We start from the raw sequence: 14,249 nt of genomic DNA on the forward strand, positions 1-14,249 counted from the left end.
GGAGCTCTTACTCCGCAGCCTGGCGCGCCATCGGGTTGTTCGGGTGGGTGGTCCAGTTGGCGTAGTTCGGGTCGACCACCTTGCCGGTGCGCTTGTCGAGGGCGCCGGCCGGAAGCTGCTCCATGGTGATGCAGTTTTCGACAGGGCAGACGCTGACGCAGAGATTGCAGCCGACGCATTCCTCGTCCATCACTTCGAAATGGCGGACGCCGTCGACGAAGTTGGTGATTGCCTGGTGCGAGGTGTCCTCGCAGGCGATGTAGCAGCGGCCGCATTTGATGCAGGCGTCCTGATCGATCTTCGCCTTGGCGATGTAGTTGAGGTTGAGGTACTGCCAATCGGTGACGTTCTGCACGGCGCGGCCGGTGATGTCGTCGAGGGTCTTGTGGCCCTTTTCGTCCATCCAGTCCGAGAGGCCCGTGATCATTTCCTGTACGATCTTGAAGCCGTAGGTCATGGCGGCGGTGCAGACCTGGACGTTGCCGGCGCCGAGCACCAGGAATTCCGCCGCATCGCGCCAGGTGGTGATGCCGCCGATGCCTGAGATCGGCAAGCCCTGAGTTTCCGGATCGCGGGCGATTTCGGCGACCATGTTGAGCGCGATCGGTTTCACTGCCGGGCCGCAATAGCCGCCGTGGCTGCCTTTACCGCCGACGGTCGGGTTGGGCGCGAAGTTGTCGAGATCGACCGAGACGATCGAGTTGATCGTATTGATCAGCGAGACGGCATCCGTGCCGCCGGCCTTGGCGGCGCGGGCAGGGCGGCGGATATCGGTGATATTGGGTGTCAGCTTGGTTATGACGGGCATGCGGGTGTACTGCTTGCACCAGCGCACGACCATTTCGATATATTCCGGTACCTGGCCGACAGCCGAGCCCATGCCGCGCTCGGACATGCCGTGCGGACAGCCGAAGTTCAGTTCGATGCCGTCTGCCTCGGTCTCTTCCACCAGCGGCAGGATGGCCTTCCATGCCTGCTCCTCGCAGGGGACCATGATCGAGGCGATGAGCGCCCGGTCCGGCCAGTTCATCTTGACCTGCTTCATTTCGCGCAGGTTGGTCTGCAGGTCGCGGTCGGTGATGAGCTCGATATTGTTCAGGCCGAGCAGGCGGCGGTCAGCACCCCAGATCGCGCCGTAACGCGGGCCGTTGACGTTGACGACCGGCGGACCTTCCTCGCCGAGCGTTTTCCAGACCACGCCGCCCCAGCCCGCCTTGAAGGCGCGCTCGACATTGTAGGCCTTGTCGGTCGGCGGTGCGGATGCCAGCCAGAAGGGGTTCGGGGATTTGATGCCGACGAAATCATTGCGGAGATCAGCCATTGTTCATTCTCCCCTTCAGGCGACCGCGACAGCCGGAGCGGCTGCGGCAGACAGGGTGCGGTGAATGGATTCGGCCGCATCGCGGCCGTGGGCGACGGCAGACACCGTAAGGTCGTCACCGCCGAAGACACAGTCGCCGCCAGCCCAGACGCCATCAATCGATGTGCGGCCTTCAGCATCGACGGAGATACGGCCGGTTTCCATGCGCAGTGCGCCGAGCCCCGAGGTTTCGAAGGTCTGGCCGATCGCCTTGAAGATCTGGTCGGTGGCGATCACGCCGGTCTCGCCGGTGCCGGAAAGGCGGCCATCGACGAGCGCGGTATATTCCACCTCGATGGCTGCGACCTTGCCATCCTGAGAAAGGATGGATTTCGGGGCTAGCCAATGGCGGATGATGACGCCCTTGGAGGTGGCGAGATCCTGCTCGAATTCCGAGGCGTTCATGTGTTCCTTGCCGCGGCGGTAGCAGATGGTCACTTCTTCGGCGCCGAGAAGCTTTGCCTGCACGGCGGCATCGATTGCCGTCATGCCGCCGCCGAGAACGACGACGCGGCGGCCGATGGCGATGTCGCCCTTGTCGCCGGCTTGGCGCAGGGCGGCGATGAAATCGACGGCGTCGTCGACACCGGGCAGGTTTTCATTATCGACGCGGAGCGCATTGACGCCGGCGAGGCCGAGGCCGAGGAAGACGGCGTCATACTGGCCCTGGAGATCGGAAAGCGAGAAATCACGGCCGAGCTGCTGGTCGTGCTTCACTTCGATACCGCCGATGGAGAGGACGTAATCGACCTCCTTTTGGGCGAAGTCGTCGACCGTCTTGTAGGTAGCGATGCCATATTCGTTGAGGCCGCCTGATTTCGGTCTGGCGTCGTAGATCACGACCTCATTGCCCTTGACGGCGAGGCGATGGGCTGCCGCGAGGCCGGCGGGACCGGCGCCGACGACGGCGATCTTCTTGCCGGTCGACTCAGCACGCCGGTAGAACTGCTTGTCGGCGGCCATTGCCGCATCCGTCGCGTAGCGTTGGAGGCGGCCGATCTCGACGGGGCGCTCTTCTGCGGTGTTGCGCACACACGCCTGCTCGCAGAGCTCTTCGGTGGGACAGACGCGGGCGCACATGCCGCCAAGGATATTCTGGTCGAAGATCGTCTTAGCCGAGCCGATCGGATTACCGGTCGAAATCTGGCGGATGAAGAGCGGAATATCGATGGAGGTGGGACAGGCCGTCATGCACGGCGCGTCATAGCAGAAATAACAGCGGTCGGCGGCGACCAGCGCTTCGTGGTTGTCGAGGCGCGGATGAAGATCGGAAAAATTAGCCTCGTACTCGGCGGACGAAAGCCGGCCGGCACGAATCCCAGTTTCCAGGCGTTCCATTGAAGTTCCCTCTTTATTGGTAACGACTAGTGAGGGAATCGTAACTCAGGTTCAAAAATTTATCAAACGGTAAAATTTTGGCAATTTCTTTCGTATGCGCCATGTAAGTAATTGATTTTGTTTGTCATGATAATTCTTTAGGCAGGCCCTGCCTTCCGATTGGGGTGGATCTGAGTGGCAACCCAGTTCGGGTGTCCGAGAAAAAATTGACAAAAGGCCAAATTTTTTTCGAACCGGGGGAACAAAAGTTAACGCGCGTAGTTAATGCGATATCCGGATGATGACCGCATCGACCCAACATGCGCGCCCCCAACCCATCATTCGGACGAACTCACGGTCCCCTCCCGGTGAGTGGAGACAGCCGGTGCGCCGCCCTCGCACCGGCTGTTTTTCCGTCTAGGCCCCAACAATTTCAGCAAGCAGGCAATTACGGCAAAAACGTGCAGCGGTAAAACGTCTCAAGTGCGTTTAAGGATTTCGAATTCCGTTTCCGGAACGGTCAGGTGATATTCAATGCGGCCGGGTACGAGCGTCAGTTCGGCCTTGCCGTTGACGGAGGAGGGCACGACACGCTCCAGCACCGTGCGGCCGAAGCTGTTTTCGCTGAATTCGTGCACATCGGCGCTGTTTGGAAGCACTTCCACCCAGGCGAGTTCGATTGCCCGGCGGCCGGCGATATCAGCCTCCCGGCAGTTCAGCGTGACCGACGTCGCCCCGCTGGCGATTGCGCCATAGGAGGCGGAATTGACGATCAGTTCATGTAGCGCCAGGCCGACATGCACGGCGGCGTTCGGCGTCAGATGGGCGTTGATGCCAAAGATCGGCATGGAGCCTGATGTTTCCGGCCAGTAGGGGGCGAACTGCTTTCCGGCGAGCTCGAACAGGAAGGCGCCGCGCCAGCTGGAATCGGTGATCAGATCCTGCGAGTTGGAGAGCGACTGAAGACGGCCGCGGAACTTCATCAGGAAAGCATCGAGAGAAATGGTGTTGCGTGCGGTCTGCGTGGCGATACCCTGGATGATGGCAAGCAGGTTCTTGGAGCGGTGGGAAAGCTCGCGCAGCAGCGATTTCAGCACCTTTTCGCGATGCCGGCTTTCGGTAATCTCCGAGATGACGGAGAGCAGGCCGTAATTGCCGTGCGCGCCGGTGCGTTGAACGTTCAGTTCGAATGTCCTGACTTCGCCGTCGATTGCAACATCGACCTCGGCATTGCTGGAGGCGCCGGTCTCAAGCACCATCTGCTTCATCGCGGCAAGGGATTTGCCGTGTGCCTCGCCAAACAGCGAACCGTCATCACCGCCGGCGACAAAACGCTTCCGGAAATAGGGGAGAAGATTTTCGGCATAGACTATGGCAAGGCCCGCATCCTGATACAGGATCGAGATAGCGGCGCTGGCGAGCGCGCGCTCCATAATGGCCGCCTTGCCTTCGGTGGTGAAAGGCGTTCCGGACAATGGTCCAGTCGTATTCACTCGGCCGCCTTTCCTCAGTCCCTTCGAACATACGGAGGGATGTTACCCCTCCCGACAAAACTGCCGGTCATTCTAAAATCAAGCGCTGCAAAAACCGTTAAAATCGCCAATACGCTCCGGCAGAGCCGGAACGCATCGCTACCGGAATGGTTCCGGCGCGGCTGAAATTCATGTTTCAGGCCGCCACACGGGTCGTTTCATTGAAGAAAAGCGCCTGACTGATCAGAGCCTTGACCATGTCGGGGTTGAAGGGCTTGGTCACGAGGAAAGTGGGCTCCGGCCGCTCCCCCGTCAGCAATCTCTCGGGGAAGGCGGTGATGAAGATGACGGGCACACTCGATGTCTTCAGGATATCGTTGACGGCATCGATGCCCGAGCTGCCGTCGGCAAGCTGGATGTCGGCCAGCACCATGCTTGGCTTGGTCTTGTTATAGAGTGCCACGGCTTCGGTATGGGTGCGGGCGATGCCGGTGACGCGGTGGCCGAGGCTTTCGACCATCTGCTCGATATCCATGGCGATCAGCGGTTCGTCCTCGATGATCATGATATCGGTGGCCACCTGGCGCGAGATCTCGTGCGAAGCCTTGTCGAGGAGCTCCATGGTTTCGTCATCGCTGATTTCGAGAATGTCGGCGATCTCGGAGACCCGGAAATTCTCGACGGAGGCGAGCAGGAAAGCCTGCCGGGCGAGGGGCGAAACCTTCGAGAGGTTCAGCGTCGCGCGCTGCTCCCAGGCATAGGGAGAGGATGGTTCGGGAATCTCGACCGCAGTGGAACCAAACAGTTGCGTGAACAGTTTGTAGAGTGCGACGCGGTCATTCGCGGTATCCGGGAAGATGGTGAGATCGGCGATGATCGCTTCCAGGACGGCGGCGACGTAAGCGTCGCCAGAAGTCTGGGTGCCGGTAAGCGCGCGGGAATAGCGACGCAGATAAGGAAGGTGCGGCGCAATTCGAGTGGAAAGTGTCATTAAAAACTCCCGTCTACAGGCCATGAATAGCTGTAATGACGTAAAAACGCGGTCTTGATAAAAAAGTTCCTGATGTGAGGAACTTTTTTTGCATCGCCGCATTATCCTAGCCGACAAATGAAGGGCGTTACGTTTTGACCCATGTGAGCGGAATGGATCTATTGCATCAAGGGTTTGAAAGAACCGGCTTGATCGATTGGATATACATTCCATTTAGCTTTCACAGCAGACTTTGCCTTTTATCCCGAGACAACAGGCAAGAAGTGATCAGTTGATGACGACAGCAAAGACAGAAGCACCGGACGAGCGCCAGCTGGAACTGCGGGCGAGCGACATACTGGATCCGAACAATCAGATCGGCGTCAGGCTGCGGTCGCTCTATGCCGCCGCGCAGGAGGAAGCTATTCCCGACCGCTTTCTCGACCTGCTGGAAAAGCTCGACCAGGCCGAATTGATGGCTTCCGCCAAGATGGCCGAATAGGAATACCCGCATGGAAAAAGCGCAACCGAGCTTCAAGCGCGAACTCCTGGCGGCCCTGCCAAGCCTTCGCGCTTTCGCCATATCCCTGATCGGCCGGCACGATCGCGCCGACGACCTGGTTCAAGACACCATCATGAAGGCCTGGGCCAAGCAGGACCATTTTGAGATGGGCACCAACATGAAGGCCTGGCTCTTCACGATCCTGCGCAACGAGCTTTACAGCCAGATGCGCAAGAGCGGCCGTGAGGTGCAGGACAGCGACGGTTTGTTTACCGAATCCATGGCGACGCACCCGTCCCAATACGGTGCACTCGATCTGCAGGACTTCAAGAAGGCGCTGGACCAGCTGCCGCCTGACCAGCGCGAAGCGATCATCCTCGTCGGTGCATCAGGCTTCTCTTACGAGGAAGCGGCGGAAATCTGCGGCTGCGCCGTCGGTACCATCAAGAGCCGTGTGAACCGCGCGCGCCAGCGTCTGCAGGATCTCCTGCAAATATCAGGCGAGGCGGATTTCGGCCCGGATGCCACGTCGGCGCCGCTGACGTCGAAGGCCTTTGCCTTCTGATCAACGTGTTTCCGTGGGAGGAAGGAAGGCCGGTTGCCCTACGGGGCGCCGGCTTTTTATTTGGCGTCCGGGTGCATCTGCCTGAGCTCGTCGCCGAAAACCGGGCCACCGCAGCGTCGGTGCGATCACTCGCTCGAATCCAGTATCCCGCGCCCAAGGATTTGGGCGCGGGATATATTTGCGACAAAAGCACTGTCGGGAAAGTGAAGAGGTGCTGCGGAACGTCAGTCGTCCCGCTTCGAACCCACGAGATTGGCGGCGACAAGAGCGGCCACTATGCCCGCAGTCAATAGCGGTTGGGACCGGACCAGGCCGATGCCGACGGTTGCCAGGGATTCAAGTGCGGCGCGACGTTCGCGGGCGCGGCGGGCTTCCTGGCGATTCATGATAGCCATGATAACGAAGACGATGATCGCGATCAGCAATGCGCAGGCCGCCAGGAAAAGCGAGGCGCCGATCGGCCCATAGATGCCTGCCAGCCAGATCGCCCCAGCGGTCACGCCAAGCGCATAGGCGGTCAGCAGAAAAAGCAACGCAACGGCGATGAAGATGCCGTTGCGCTTGGTGCGTTCCACTGTGCGGTGAACGCTGGTGCCTACGAGCAGGCTCAGGATCGGGTAGAGCATCGAGCCTCCTAGCGGCGGGCGAGCATGGCGATAAGTAGGCCGAAGGCGGCAGCGGCACCGACTGTTGCCAGCGGGTGACGGCGGACCGTATTGCGTACTTCGCTTGCGCCGCGCAGGTAACTCTGCTGCAGTTCGTTCAGCAGATCCTCGCTGCGGCCGAGGATGTCCTCGTAGCTTGCGGATGCATGCGAGCGCAGTTTCTCGCCCTGACGGCGCGAGGTCTTGCCGAGAACCTGCGTCAATTCGGCGAGCTCTTCGCGCAGGGCTTCGATCTGATCTTCGACACTGGCTTCGAGATTGTGGAGAGCGCCGTTGCGGCGGCTGCGGCTGGATTGGAATAACGAATAGGCCATGACTGTCTCCATAGCTGGGCGCGGACAAGCACCGCCCGGTTTCACACAGGGTCAGCGCCATCAATGGCACGGAGGAGAGCGCCCGGCTTTGACCCAAATCATTGCGGACAACGCATTTGGGGTGGAAAGGTTCCTCAGTTGGCGGGAAGCGCGCTGTGCGCAAGCACGAAGGGCGTGCCGTCGACTGGCACCTGATTGACGCGCAACGGGCAGCCGAAGACGGATTGCATGGTTTCGTCCGTCAGTACCTCACGCACATTGCCAGCGGCTGCCAGCCGGCCGGATTTCATCAATACGATCCTGTCGGCGAAGAGGGCCGTCAGGTTGAGATCGTGCATGACAGCGATCACCCCGCCGCCGCGCTCGCAGAAATTTCGCGCCAGCGTCATGATCGTCAGCTGGTGGCTGATGTCGAGACTGGAGACCGGCTCGTCGAGCAGCAGCCAGCAGGGTTTGCCGTCAACGACCGGCTCGGCGATCTGGCAGAGCACGCGGGCAAGCTGAACGCGCTGCTGCTCGCCGCCCGAGAGCTCCTGGTAGAAGCGCCCTTCGAAGCCGGTGAGATCGACGGCGGCTAGCGCCTTTGCGGCCGTCTCATCGGCCTGATCGGCGTGAAGGTTGAGGCCGGAGGTCAGACCCATGCGGACGATTTCACGCACGGTGAAGGGAAAGGAGATGCTGCTTGCCTGTGGCAGGACCCCGCGAATGGAGGCAAGCTGCCACGGCTTCAGTGCGCGCACCTCTTCGCCGTTGAGGCGCACGGAACCTTCATAGGCAAGCTCGCCGGAAACGGCTTTCATCGTCGTCGTCTTGCCGGAGCCGTTCGGGCCGGCAATGGCGGTCAATTCGCCCGCCTTCGCAGTGAAGGCGACGTCGCGCACGATGATCTTGCCGGAGAGGCGCACGCTGACGCCGGAAACTTCGATCATTGTAGGAAACTCAAAGGGCGAGGCGCGAGCGCTGCCGCAGCAGGATCCAGAGGAAGAAGGGGCCGCCGACCGCTGCCGTGATGATGCCGATCGGCAGTTCGGCCGGGGCGACGATGGTGCGGGCGAGCACGTCGGCAAAGATCAGCAGCGAGCCGCCAAGCAGGGCCGAGGCCGGCAGGAGGAAGCGATGGTCGGGGCCGATCACCATACGCAAGATATGCGGCACGACGATGCCGACGAAGCCGATGCCGCCGCTGACGGCAACCGAAGCGCCGGTTGCAGCCGCAACGGTGACGATGGCGATATTCTTCAGCCGCTGGACCGGCACGCCCATGTGGAAAGCCGCGGCCTCGCCGAGTGTGATTGCGTTCAGGCCGCGTGCCATGAAGGGCAGGGCAATGAAGGACAGAAGGATGATAGGGCCGGCTGCTGATATCTTGACCCAGGTTGCGCCGGCAAGCGAGCCCATGCCCCAGAAGGTGAGGTCACGCAGCTGCTGGTCGTTCGCCATGTAGATCAGCACGCCTGTCAGCGCCCCAGCCAAGGCTCCGAGCGCGATGCCGGCAAGCAGCATGGTGGCGACCGAAGTCTGGCCATTGCTGGTGGCGACCCGGTAGAGCAGCAGCGTGGTGGCGAGACCGCCGCCGAAGGCGGCAAGCGGCAGGGCATAGATGCCGAGCGCCAGATAAAATGGAGCGGCGATGGTGCCGCCGAGCACGATCATCACGACGGCGCCAAGGCCTGCGCCCGAGGAGACGCCGACAAGGCCGGGGTCGGCCAGCGGGTTGCGGAACAGGCCCTGCATGACGGCGCCGGAGACGGCGAGCGATCCGCCGATCAGGAAGCCAAGGATGGCGCGGGGCAGGCGGATATCGAAGATGATGATCCGATCACGGGCGCTGAGCGCCGTTTCGGAGCCCGCCATGTTTCTGATGACATCGAGGATGGAGGCGTCCGACGCCCCCGTCGTGATGGAGAAGAGCAGGGCGAAGACGGAAGCCACGACAAGGAAGGCGATGCCCAGCAGAGCGAGCTCGGTTCTGTCGCCCGCCTGCCGGGGTCTGCGGAATGCCGCCGAGAAGGATCGCCTGTTTTCCATCATGGCTTCCGAAACGGCCATCGTCAGCCCCCGTAGATCGCCGCGTTGAGTTCGCGAACAGCACTTGCCGTGCGCGGACCGAAGCCCAGGAGATGCAGGCCATCCATGCGGATGATCGCCTTCTTCTCGCCGGCCGGCGTCAGCGCGATCGAGGGCTGTGCCAGCAGATCCTCGTTTTTGGTGCCGGCACCATCGCCGCGGTTCATCATCAGGATCACGTCCGGCTTGGCGCTGATGATCGCCTCGTCGGTGAGCGGCTTGTAGCCCGGGAATTCGCCGACCGCATTGATGGCGCCGGCAAGCTTGATGACGCCGTCTGCGGCGGTGCCGGTGCCCGACGCCATGATACGGCCGTTCTGGGCGCTGAGGATGAAGAGAACGCGCTTGCGCTCGGCCTCGGGGCGCTTTTCAGCATCGGCGACGGCGGCATCGATGTCGGCGCCGACCTTTTCCTTAAGCGCCTTCGCCTTGTCCGGCACGTTCAGCAGCGTACCGACGCGATCAATCTTGGCGATGATACCGTCGCGCGTATAGGCATTCGGAACGGTTTCGAAGGGCACGCTGGCATTCTTCAGGACGTTCAGCGCTTCCTGCGGTCCGGAGCCCTCGACGGCGATGATCGCCGTCGGGTTCATGGCAAGAATGCCTTCCGGCGAAAGGGCGCGCATGTAGCCGACATCAGGCAGCTTCAGGGCGGCTTCGGGAAACATGCTCGTGGTATCGCGGGCGATCAGCCTGTTTTCTTCTCCAAGCGCGTAGATGATCTCGGTGACGTCGCCGCCGACCGAAACCAGCCGCGAGGTGTCGAGCTTCTTTTCCTCAGCGTGCGCGGCGCGGACGAAAGCATAGTTCTCGCCGGCTGGTGCTGCCGGGATCAGTGGCAGGGCCATGACGGCCGCCGTCAGGGCCAGCTCCCAGAGGCGGATCCGGCGCAGGTTTCTAAGCATCTTCATCGTTGCGATCCTTATGCGGCGACGCTTGTGGCCCGCGGCAGGTTTTCCATGATGTCACGCCATCCGGCATTCTCGTCGGAGCCGTCCTTCCGCTTGCCGAAGAACTGGATGATCATGTTGCCGTTGGCGTCATAGGCTTCGAGCGAGGTGACGTGGCCGTCCTTGGTCGGCTTGCGCACGGCCCAGGTCTCGGCAATGTGGTCCTGGCGCAGGTGTAGGTGGAAGGTTTCGTCGAGGATGTTGATCCACGGACCCATCGGCTGGACGTTGAAGATCGGGCCGGAATGGATCTGCACGATGCCGTTATTGGCGACGAAGCACATGATCGGCAGGCCTGATTTGACGGAGGCATGCATCATCTCTGCCGTCGCCGTATTTTCGAGCTTCCAGGCATAGTCGTCGCCAACCGTGCGCACGGCGGCCTGGCGGCCGATCTTCAGGCGCTTCAGCATGCCGAAGAATTCATGCGTGTCGGTCATCTTGCTCCAGTTGTCGCGCAGCTCTTCGCGGCTGACATCGCCGTCTTCGCCAACATCCGGGGAAGCCTCCGCTTCGACGAGTTCCTGGCCCTGGTCATCGAGCTTCAGCTCGGCGACGATGCGATGGTAGGCCTCGACATTGGATGCCGGGCGCAGGTGGATCTTGTGGACGGCGTTGCCCGTCTTGTCGAAATACTGGAGGCTGAGGCGCTCGGTGTCGCCGTCCTTCTTGGTGACGGCAAAGGCGTGGACCCAGCGGCTTGGAAAGACGCGCAGATCGATGTTTTCGCCGAGTACGATGGCGTTGTGCTCGCCGACCTTGATGTTTTCGTAGACACCGATCTTCTCGTGTACGGCGCTTTCGTTGCGCGACAGGGCCATGACTTCACCGAGATCGGCGACACGTTCGAGCAGCTTGACGGCGCTGGCATCGATTCTGATAGCACTGACGCCGACTTCGGCGGCGACGAGGGCCGCCTCGGAGATCTTGAGCTGCGCGGCGATATCGCGCTCGCGCATCTTCGGATTTTCAGCGCGGAATGCGCGGATTTCGGATGGTGCCGGTCTGGTCTGCTCGGTCATGTTCTACCCTGCTATTGAGCTTATTTGTTGAGAATGAGTTTGCCCTGACGGGTGATCTTCAGGCGGTAGATCACGCCGTCGTGCCGAATCATGATCTCGTTTGAGCCGGCAAAAAGATCGCCGCTTTCGAGAACGCGGATCTCGGCCACCGCAGGTCCGTTCCGCGGCGGTGCGAGCTTAAAGGTATCTGGCTTTTCAACCATCATTTCGGTTGGCTTATTCCGTGATTGCGGGGGTGAAGGCCCCGGTTCCGGTTACAATTAACTTGACTCTCATACTCATAGTTTTTTAAAGACGCAATAATTGAAGACAAAAGCAGTCGAGTTTTTGATCCTGCTGTTTTGAAGCCGCTGGACGGCGGTCAATTTGCTTATGGAGAGGCGATGATGACGGGTCGGTTTGCTGCGTTTGGGGCTAGTGTGCTGTTTTCGGTGTCGGGCGTGGCACAGGCCTATGCGCAGGATGCGGCCGCCGCCAAGCTCGATGTCGAGCTCAATGCGCTGGCACCTTCGCAGAAGGGCTGCATGATGACCTTCGTTGCCGAGAACAATCTGCAGACACCGATCAACAAGATCTCCTTCGAACTCGCCTTCTTCAACGACAGGAATGCCGTCGACCGTATCACCGTGCTCGATTTCCGCGATCTGCCGCAGGGCAAGAAGCGCGTGCGCCAGTTCGATATGCCGAACGTCAAGTGCGAGACGGTCACGCGCATCCTCATCAACGACACACCGGTCTGCGACGGCCCGGCAGCCGGCGAATGCATGAAGGGTCTCGTGACCCGTTCGCAGATAACAGTTCCTTTCGAAGGTTAAGACGAAAGCCGGGATGAAGCCCGGCGCGCATGTTCCAGGCTGTCCGAGGCGTCAAATGGCAATTTCAGCGAAGTCCAGATCGAGACAGGTGCTCATCGAGGAGGCGAGCGCTGACGAGAGCCTGAACGACAACACTCCTGGCATGCATCCTGGCCACGAGCTTTCCGATCTGCGCAATGCGCAGCGCCAGCCGGCCGGCGAACAGGTCATCCATTATGCGCGTTTCGCGCAGATCTCGTCTTTCCCGGATCATCCGGAAACCACAGCGGCATCTTCCGTCACACCGCCGCCGATGGATGCGACGGTAGAGAAGCAGGAAGACGAGAAGGCACCGGTACGGCGCCGGCTGACGGTCACCTGCATCTGCTCGCTGATCTTTCACGCGGCACTGGCGGTCGCGCTGATCGTTGCCTTTCCCAAGGCGCCCGAGGAGGCGATTGAAGAAGCCGGCCAGGCGATGAGCGTCGTCATGTATGGCGATTCCGACGTCGACCAGACGGCGGCCGGCGAAACGGAAACGACTGTGCAGCAGGAAATCATTCCGGAAGAGGTGCAGCCCGACACGATCCAGCCGACGGAGACGGCGGAGGTTCAGCCGGAAGCCGTGCAGCCGACCGAGGTCGTGCCTGTCGAGACGCAGGATCCCATCCAGCAGGCGCCGACGCCGGAAGTGACGCGTGTTTCGCCTGAGACGGCTGCGGCTGTCGAGCCCGAGATTCTGGTGTCCGAAGTGCCGGCGGAAGAGTCTGTCGCGCAACCGATGTCGACGGTCGTTCCCGAACAGCAGCAGGTGCCGGTCGATACGGTCCCGCCTGAGGTGCTGCCCACCGAAGTACAGCAGACTGCGGTCCAGCCGACCGAAGTGCAGCCTGCAGAGACTCGGCCGGAAGTCGCGGAGACGCCGCAAGAGGTCAAGCCCGTCGAAACCGCCGAAGTACAGCCGGAGCCGGAGCAGCCCGAGGAGGTTGTCACGCCGACGCCGAAGCCCAAAGCGGAAACGCAGGAAAAGCCTAAGCCGGTCGAGAAGAAGCGTCCGCCGCAGAAGGCGGCAGGCAGGGAAGGCGAGCAGCAGCAGAATTCTCAGCGCGGTGTTGCTGAAGGCGATCCGTCAGCCCAGTCCGACCGTAATTCGCAAGCTGCCAGCAACAATAACGGGGTCGGCACAGCCGCTCGCGCCAATTACGGGGGAAAGGTTCGCGCCCGCATCCGGCGTGCGCTTCGCGAGCCTCGCGGCGTCGATGGGACGGCGGGAGTGACGTTGACCATCGGCGGTAGCGGTAATCTTGTCTCTGCCGTCATTTATAGAAGTTCGGGCGTTCCGGAGATCGATCAGGCGGCTACCGAGGCTGTGCGGCGCGCATCGCCTTTCAGCCCGCCGCCGGGAGGGCAGTCCGTGAGTTTCAAGCAGGAAATTCAGGTCGGCAGGAATTAAATATGATAAAAATAATCAACTTTATACTTTACTCTAAAAATCAAGTTTAATAAGGTCCGTTCGCACACGCAGGAATCGTGTGACGATCAACGAGCGAACGGGTGGTAAATGGCTCGAAAGGCGAAGAAGGGGGCGAACCGGGAGATCCGTGTTCAGGCCGATCAGGAGACGAAAGAGATCTCCTCGGGCCGCTCCAAGCTGGATGGCCGCAGTTTCCTCTATGTTGGCGGTCGTGATTGCCAGGTGGCGCATCTTCGCCAGATCGCCAGCAATTTCGGCGCCGAGCTCATCCACCATGATGGCGGTCTTCGCGAAGCCGTTTCCCGCATCGATACGTTGCTTCCCTCGGTCGACTGCGTCTTCTGCCCCATCGACTGTATCAGCCACGATGCCTGCCTGCGTGTGAAGACCGGCTGCAAGAAGTTCAGCAAGGCCTTCATCCCGCTACGCAATGGCAGCAAGTCCAGCCTGGAACGTGCGCTGCAGACGATGAACGAACGAGACAATTCCCGATGAATGATGGGCGCCCTGACGGGTTTACAATGATCGGCCTGCATAAGCTCGCCGCTCACGGTGGCGACGGCCTGGTGCCGGAGCTTTACGAGGTTTTCCTGGAAAATGCTGCGCGCCAGCGCAGCTATCCCAATGTGGTACTGTTTCCCGCCTGGGAGGCGCGCATGCCCGGCGAAGCTGCTACAAAACCCATTGGCGCGGACGCTGGTGATGGCAATAATATCGTCGCCTTTCCGCGTTATGCGGAGCGGGCGGACAAGAAAAAGGCGTGAGGAGTTTTCC

17 protein-coding genes are annotated in these 14,249 nt (G+C 61.0%); 6 read left to right on the plus strand and 11 right to left on the minus strand.

The features are described 5' to 3' along the window. Nucleotides 1-7 precede the first annotated feature (7 nt). The 4 genes from preA to PMI11_RS07715 form a co-directional block, all read right to left on the minus strand. Nucleotides 8-1,321 (minus strand): NAD-dependent dihydropyrimidine dehydrogenase subunit PreA, encoded by a 1,314-nt coding sequence (gene preA, locus PMI11_RS07700; RefSeq protein ID WP_007815233.1) that lies wholly within the window; start codon nt 1,319-1,321, stop codon nt 8-10. Nucleotides 1,322-1,336: 15 nt separating this feature from the next. Next, on the minus strand, nt 1,337-2,698 hold the full coding sequence (locus tag PMI11_RS07705) for an NAD(P)-dependent oxidoreductase (protein ID WP_007815235.1): 1,362 nt from the start codon (nt 2,696-2,698) through the stop codon (nt 1,337-1,339). Between the two features lie 458 nt (nt 2,699-3,156). Beyond that, entirely contained in the window at nt 3,157-4,152 is a 996-nt protein-coding gene (locus PMI11_RS07710) for a sensor histidine kinase (protein ID WP_037070884.1), read from the minus strand. A gap of 193 nt (nt 4,153-4,345) precedes the next feature. After that, entirely contained in the window at nt 4,346-5,140 is a 795-nt protein-coding gene (locus tag PMI11_RS07715; protein WP_007815240.1) for a response regulator, read from the minus strand. A 274-nt stretch (nt 5,141-5,414) separates the two neighbouring features. Between PMI11_RS07715 and PMI11_RS07720 the strand changes: the two genes are divergently transcribed. Together PMI11_RS07720 and PMI11_RS07725 are read left to right on the plus strand one after the other, a co-directional pair. Next, nucleotides 5,415-5,621, plus strand: coding sequence for a NepR family anti-sigma factor (locus PMI11_RS07720; protein ID WP_007815242.1), 207 nt, complete (start codon nt 5,415-5,417; stop codon nt 5,619-5,621). Nucleotides 5,622-5,631: 10 nt separating this feature from the next. Then, nucleotides 5,632-6,186 carry an RNA polymerase sigma factor gene (locus PMI11_RS07725; protein ID WP_007815244.1) on the plus strand — a complete coding sequence of 185 codons (555 nt, stop codon included), beginning with the start codon at nt 5,632-5,634 and terminating at the stop codon, nt 6,184-6,186. Nucleotides 6,187-6,410: 224 nt separating this feature from the next. Here the strand turns inward: PMI11_RS07725 and PMI11_RS07730 are convergent, their stop codons facing one another. The 7 genes from PMI11_RS07730 to hemP all read right to left on the minus strand — a co-directional run bounded on the left by PMI11_RS07730 (nt 6,411) and on the right by hemP (nt 11,413). Next, entirely contained in the window at nt 6,411-6,812 is a 402-nt protein-coding gene (locus PMI11_RS07730; protein ID WP_007815246.1) for a hypothetical protein, read from the minus strand. An 8-nt stretch (nt 6,813-6,820) separates the two neighbouring features. Further along, nucleotides 6,821-7,165, minus strand: a complete 345-nt coding sequence (locus PMI11_RS07735; protein WP_007815248.1) for a DUF883 family protein — start codon at nt 7,163-7,165, stop codon at nt 6,821-6,823. A 134-nt stretch (nt 7,166-7,299) separates the two neighbouring features. Then, nucleotides 7,300-8,094 (minus strand): heme ABC transporter ATP-binding protein, encoded by a 795-nt coding sequence (locus PMI11_RS07740; protein WP_007815250.1) that lies wholly within the window; start codon nt 8,092-8,094, stop codon nt 7,300-7,302. Between the two features lie 10 nt (nt 8,095-8,104). Then, nucleotides 8,105-9,214, minus strand: coding sequence for a FecCD family ABC transporter permease (locus PMI11_RS07745; protein WP_007815252.1), 1,110 nt, complete (start codon nt 9,212-9,214; stop codon nt 8,105-8,107). A gap of 2 nt (nt 9,215-9,216) precedes the next feature. After that, nucleotides 9,217-10,146: a heme/hemin ABC transporter substrate-binding protein gene (locus PMI11_RS07750; protein WP_007815254.1), complete on the minus strand. Its 930-nt coding sequence runs from the start codon at nt 10,144-10,146 to the stop codon at nt 9,217-9,219. An 11-nt stretch (nt 10,147-10,157) separates the two neighbouring features. Further along, nucleotides 10,158-11,207 carry a hemin-degrading factor gene (locus PMI11_RS07755; RefSeq protein ID WP_007815257.1) on the minus strand — a complete coding sequence of 350 codons (1,050 nt, stop codon included), beginning with the start codon at nt 11,205-11,207 and terminating at the stop codon, nt 10,158-10,160. 20 nt (nt 11,208-11,227) lie between these two features. Beyond that, nucleotides 11,228-11,413 carry a hemin uptake protein HemP gene (hemP, locus tag PMI11_RS07760; protein ID WP_007815260.1) on the minus strand — a complete coding sequence of 62 codons (186 nt, stop codon included), beginning with the start codon at nt 11,411-11,413 and terminating at the stop codon, nt 11,228-11,230. A gap of 180 nt (nt 11,414-11,593) precedes the next feature. Here hemP and PMI11_RS07765 point away from each other — a divergent pair, with 180 nt between their 5' ends. The 4 genes from PMI11_RS07765 to PMI11_RS07780 all read left to right on the plus strand — a co-directional run bounded on the left by PMI11_RS07765 (nt 11,594) and on the right by PMI11_RS07780 (nt 14,239). Beyond that, the gene (locus PMI11_RS07765) at nt 11,594-12,022 is read left to right on the plus strand and encodes a hypothetical protein (protein WP_037070899.1); all 429 of its coding nucleotides are present in this window, start codon (nt 11,594-11,596) and stop codon (nt 12,020-12,022) included. Nucleotides 12,023-12,077: 55 nt separating this feature from the next. Then, entirely contained in the window at nt 12,078-13,454 is a 1,377-nt protein-coding gene (locus PMI11_RS07770; RefSeq protein WP_007815265.1) for an energy transducer TonB, read from the plus strand. Between the two features lie 108 nt (nt 13,455-13,562). Then, complete coding sequence (locus PMI11_RS07775) at nt 13,563-13,970, plus strand: DUF2325 domain-containing protein (protein ID WP_007815267.1); 408 nt, start codon at nt 13,563-13,565, stop codon at nt 13,968-13,970. Next, nucleotides 13,967-14,239 (plus strand): hypothetical protein, encoded by a 273-nt coding sequence (locus tag PMI11_RS07780; protein ID WP_007815270.1) that lies wholly within the window; start codon nt 13,967-13,969, stop codon nt 14,237-14,239. Before PMI11_RS07775 ends, PMI11_RS07780 begins: the two co-directional genes overlap by 4 nt. The last annotated feature ends 10 nt before the right edge of the window (nt 14,240-14,249 follow it).

This window comes from Rhizobium sp. CF142 (assembly GCF_000281145.1).
Classification (GTDB): domain Bacteria; phylum Pseudomonadota; class Alphaproteobacteria; order Rhizobiales; family Rhizobiaceae; genus Rhizobium.

Coding starts and splice junctions, on each gene's coding strand:
- preA (WP_007815233.1), bottom strand. CDS start 1,321: ATGGCTGATCTCCGCAATGATTTCGTCGGCATCAAATCCCCGAACCCC.
- PMI11_RS07705 (WP_007815235.1), bottom strand. CDS start 2,698: ATGGAACGCCTGGAAACTGGGATTCGTGCCGGCCGGCTTTCGTCCGCC.
- PMI11_RS07715 (WP_007815240.1), bottom strand. CDS start 5,140: ATGACACTTTCCACTCGAATTGCGCCGCACCTTCCTTATCTGCGTCGC.
- PMI11_RS07720 (WP_007815242.1), top strand. CDS start 5,415: ATGACGACAGCAAAGACAGAAGCACCGGACGAGCGCCAGCTGGAACTG.
- PMI11_RS07725 (WP_007815244.1), top strand. CDS start 5,632: ATGGAAAAAGCGCAACCGAGCTTCAAGCGCGAACTCCTGGCGGCCCTG.
- PMI11_RS07730 (WP_007815246.1), bottom strand. CDS start 6,812: ATGCTCTACCCGATCCTGAGCCTGCTCGTAGGCACCAGCGTTCACCGC.
- PMI11_RS07735 (WP_007815248.1), bottom strand. CDS start 7,165: ATGGCCTATTCGTTATTCCAATCCAGCCGCAGCCGCCGCAACGGCGCT.
- PMI11_RS07740 (WP_007815250.1), bottom strand. CDS start 8,094: ATGATCGAAGTTTCCGGCGTCAGCGTGCGCCTCTCCGGCAAGATCATC.
- PMI11_RS07745 (WP_007815252.1), bottom strand. CDS start 9,214: ATGGCCGTTTCGGAAGCCATGATGGAAAACAGGCGATCCTTCTCGGCG.
- PMI11_RS07750 (WP_007815254.1), bottom strand. CDS start 10,146: ATGAAGATGCTTAGAAACCTGCGCCGGATCCGCCTCTGGGAGCTGGCC.
- PMI11_RS07755 (WP_007815257.1), bottom strand. CDS start 11,207: ATGACCGAGCAGACCAGACCGGCACCATCCGAAATCCGCGCATTCCGC.
- hemP (WP_007815260.1), bottom strand. CDS start 11,413: ATGATGGTTGAAAAGCCAGATACCTTTAAGCTCGCACCGCCGCGGAAC.
- PMI11_RS07765 (WP_037070899.1), top strand. CDS start 11,594: ATGACGGGTCGGTTTGCTGCGTTTGGGGCTAGTGTGCTGTTTTCGGTG.
- PMI11_RS07770 (WP_007815265.1), top strand. CDS start 12,078: ATGGCAATTTCAGCGAAGTCCAGATCGAGACAGGTGCTCATCGAGGAG.
- PMI11_RS07775 (WP_007815267.1), top strand. CDS start 13,563: ATGGCTCGAAAGGCGAAGAAGGGGGCGAACCGGGAGATCCGTGTTCAG.
- PMI11_RS07780 (WP_007815270.1), top strand. CDS start 13,967: ATGAATGATGGGCGCCCTGACGGGTTTACAATGATCGGCCTGCATAAG.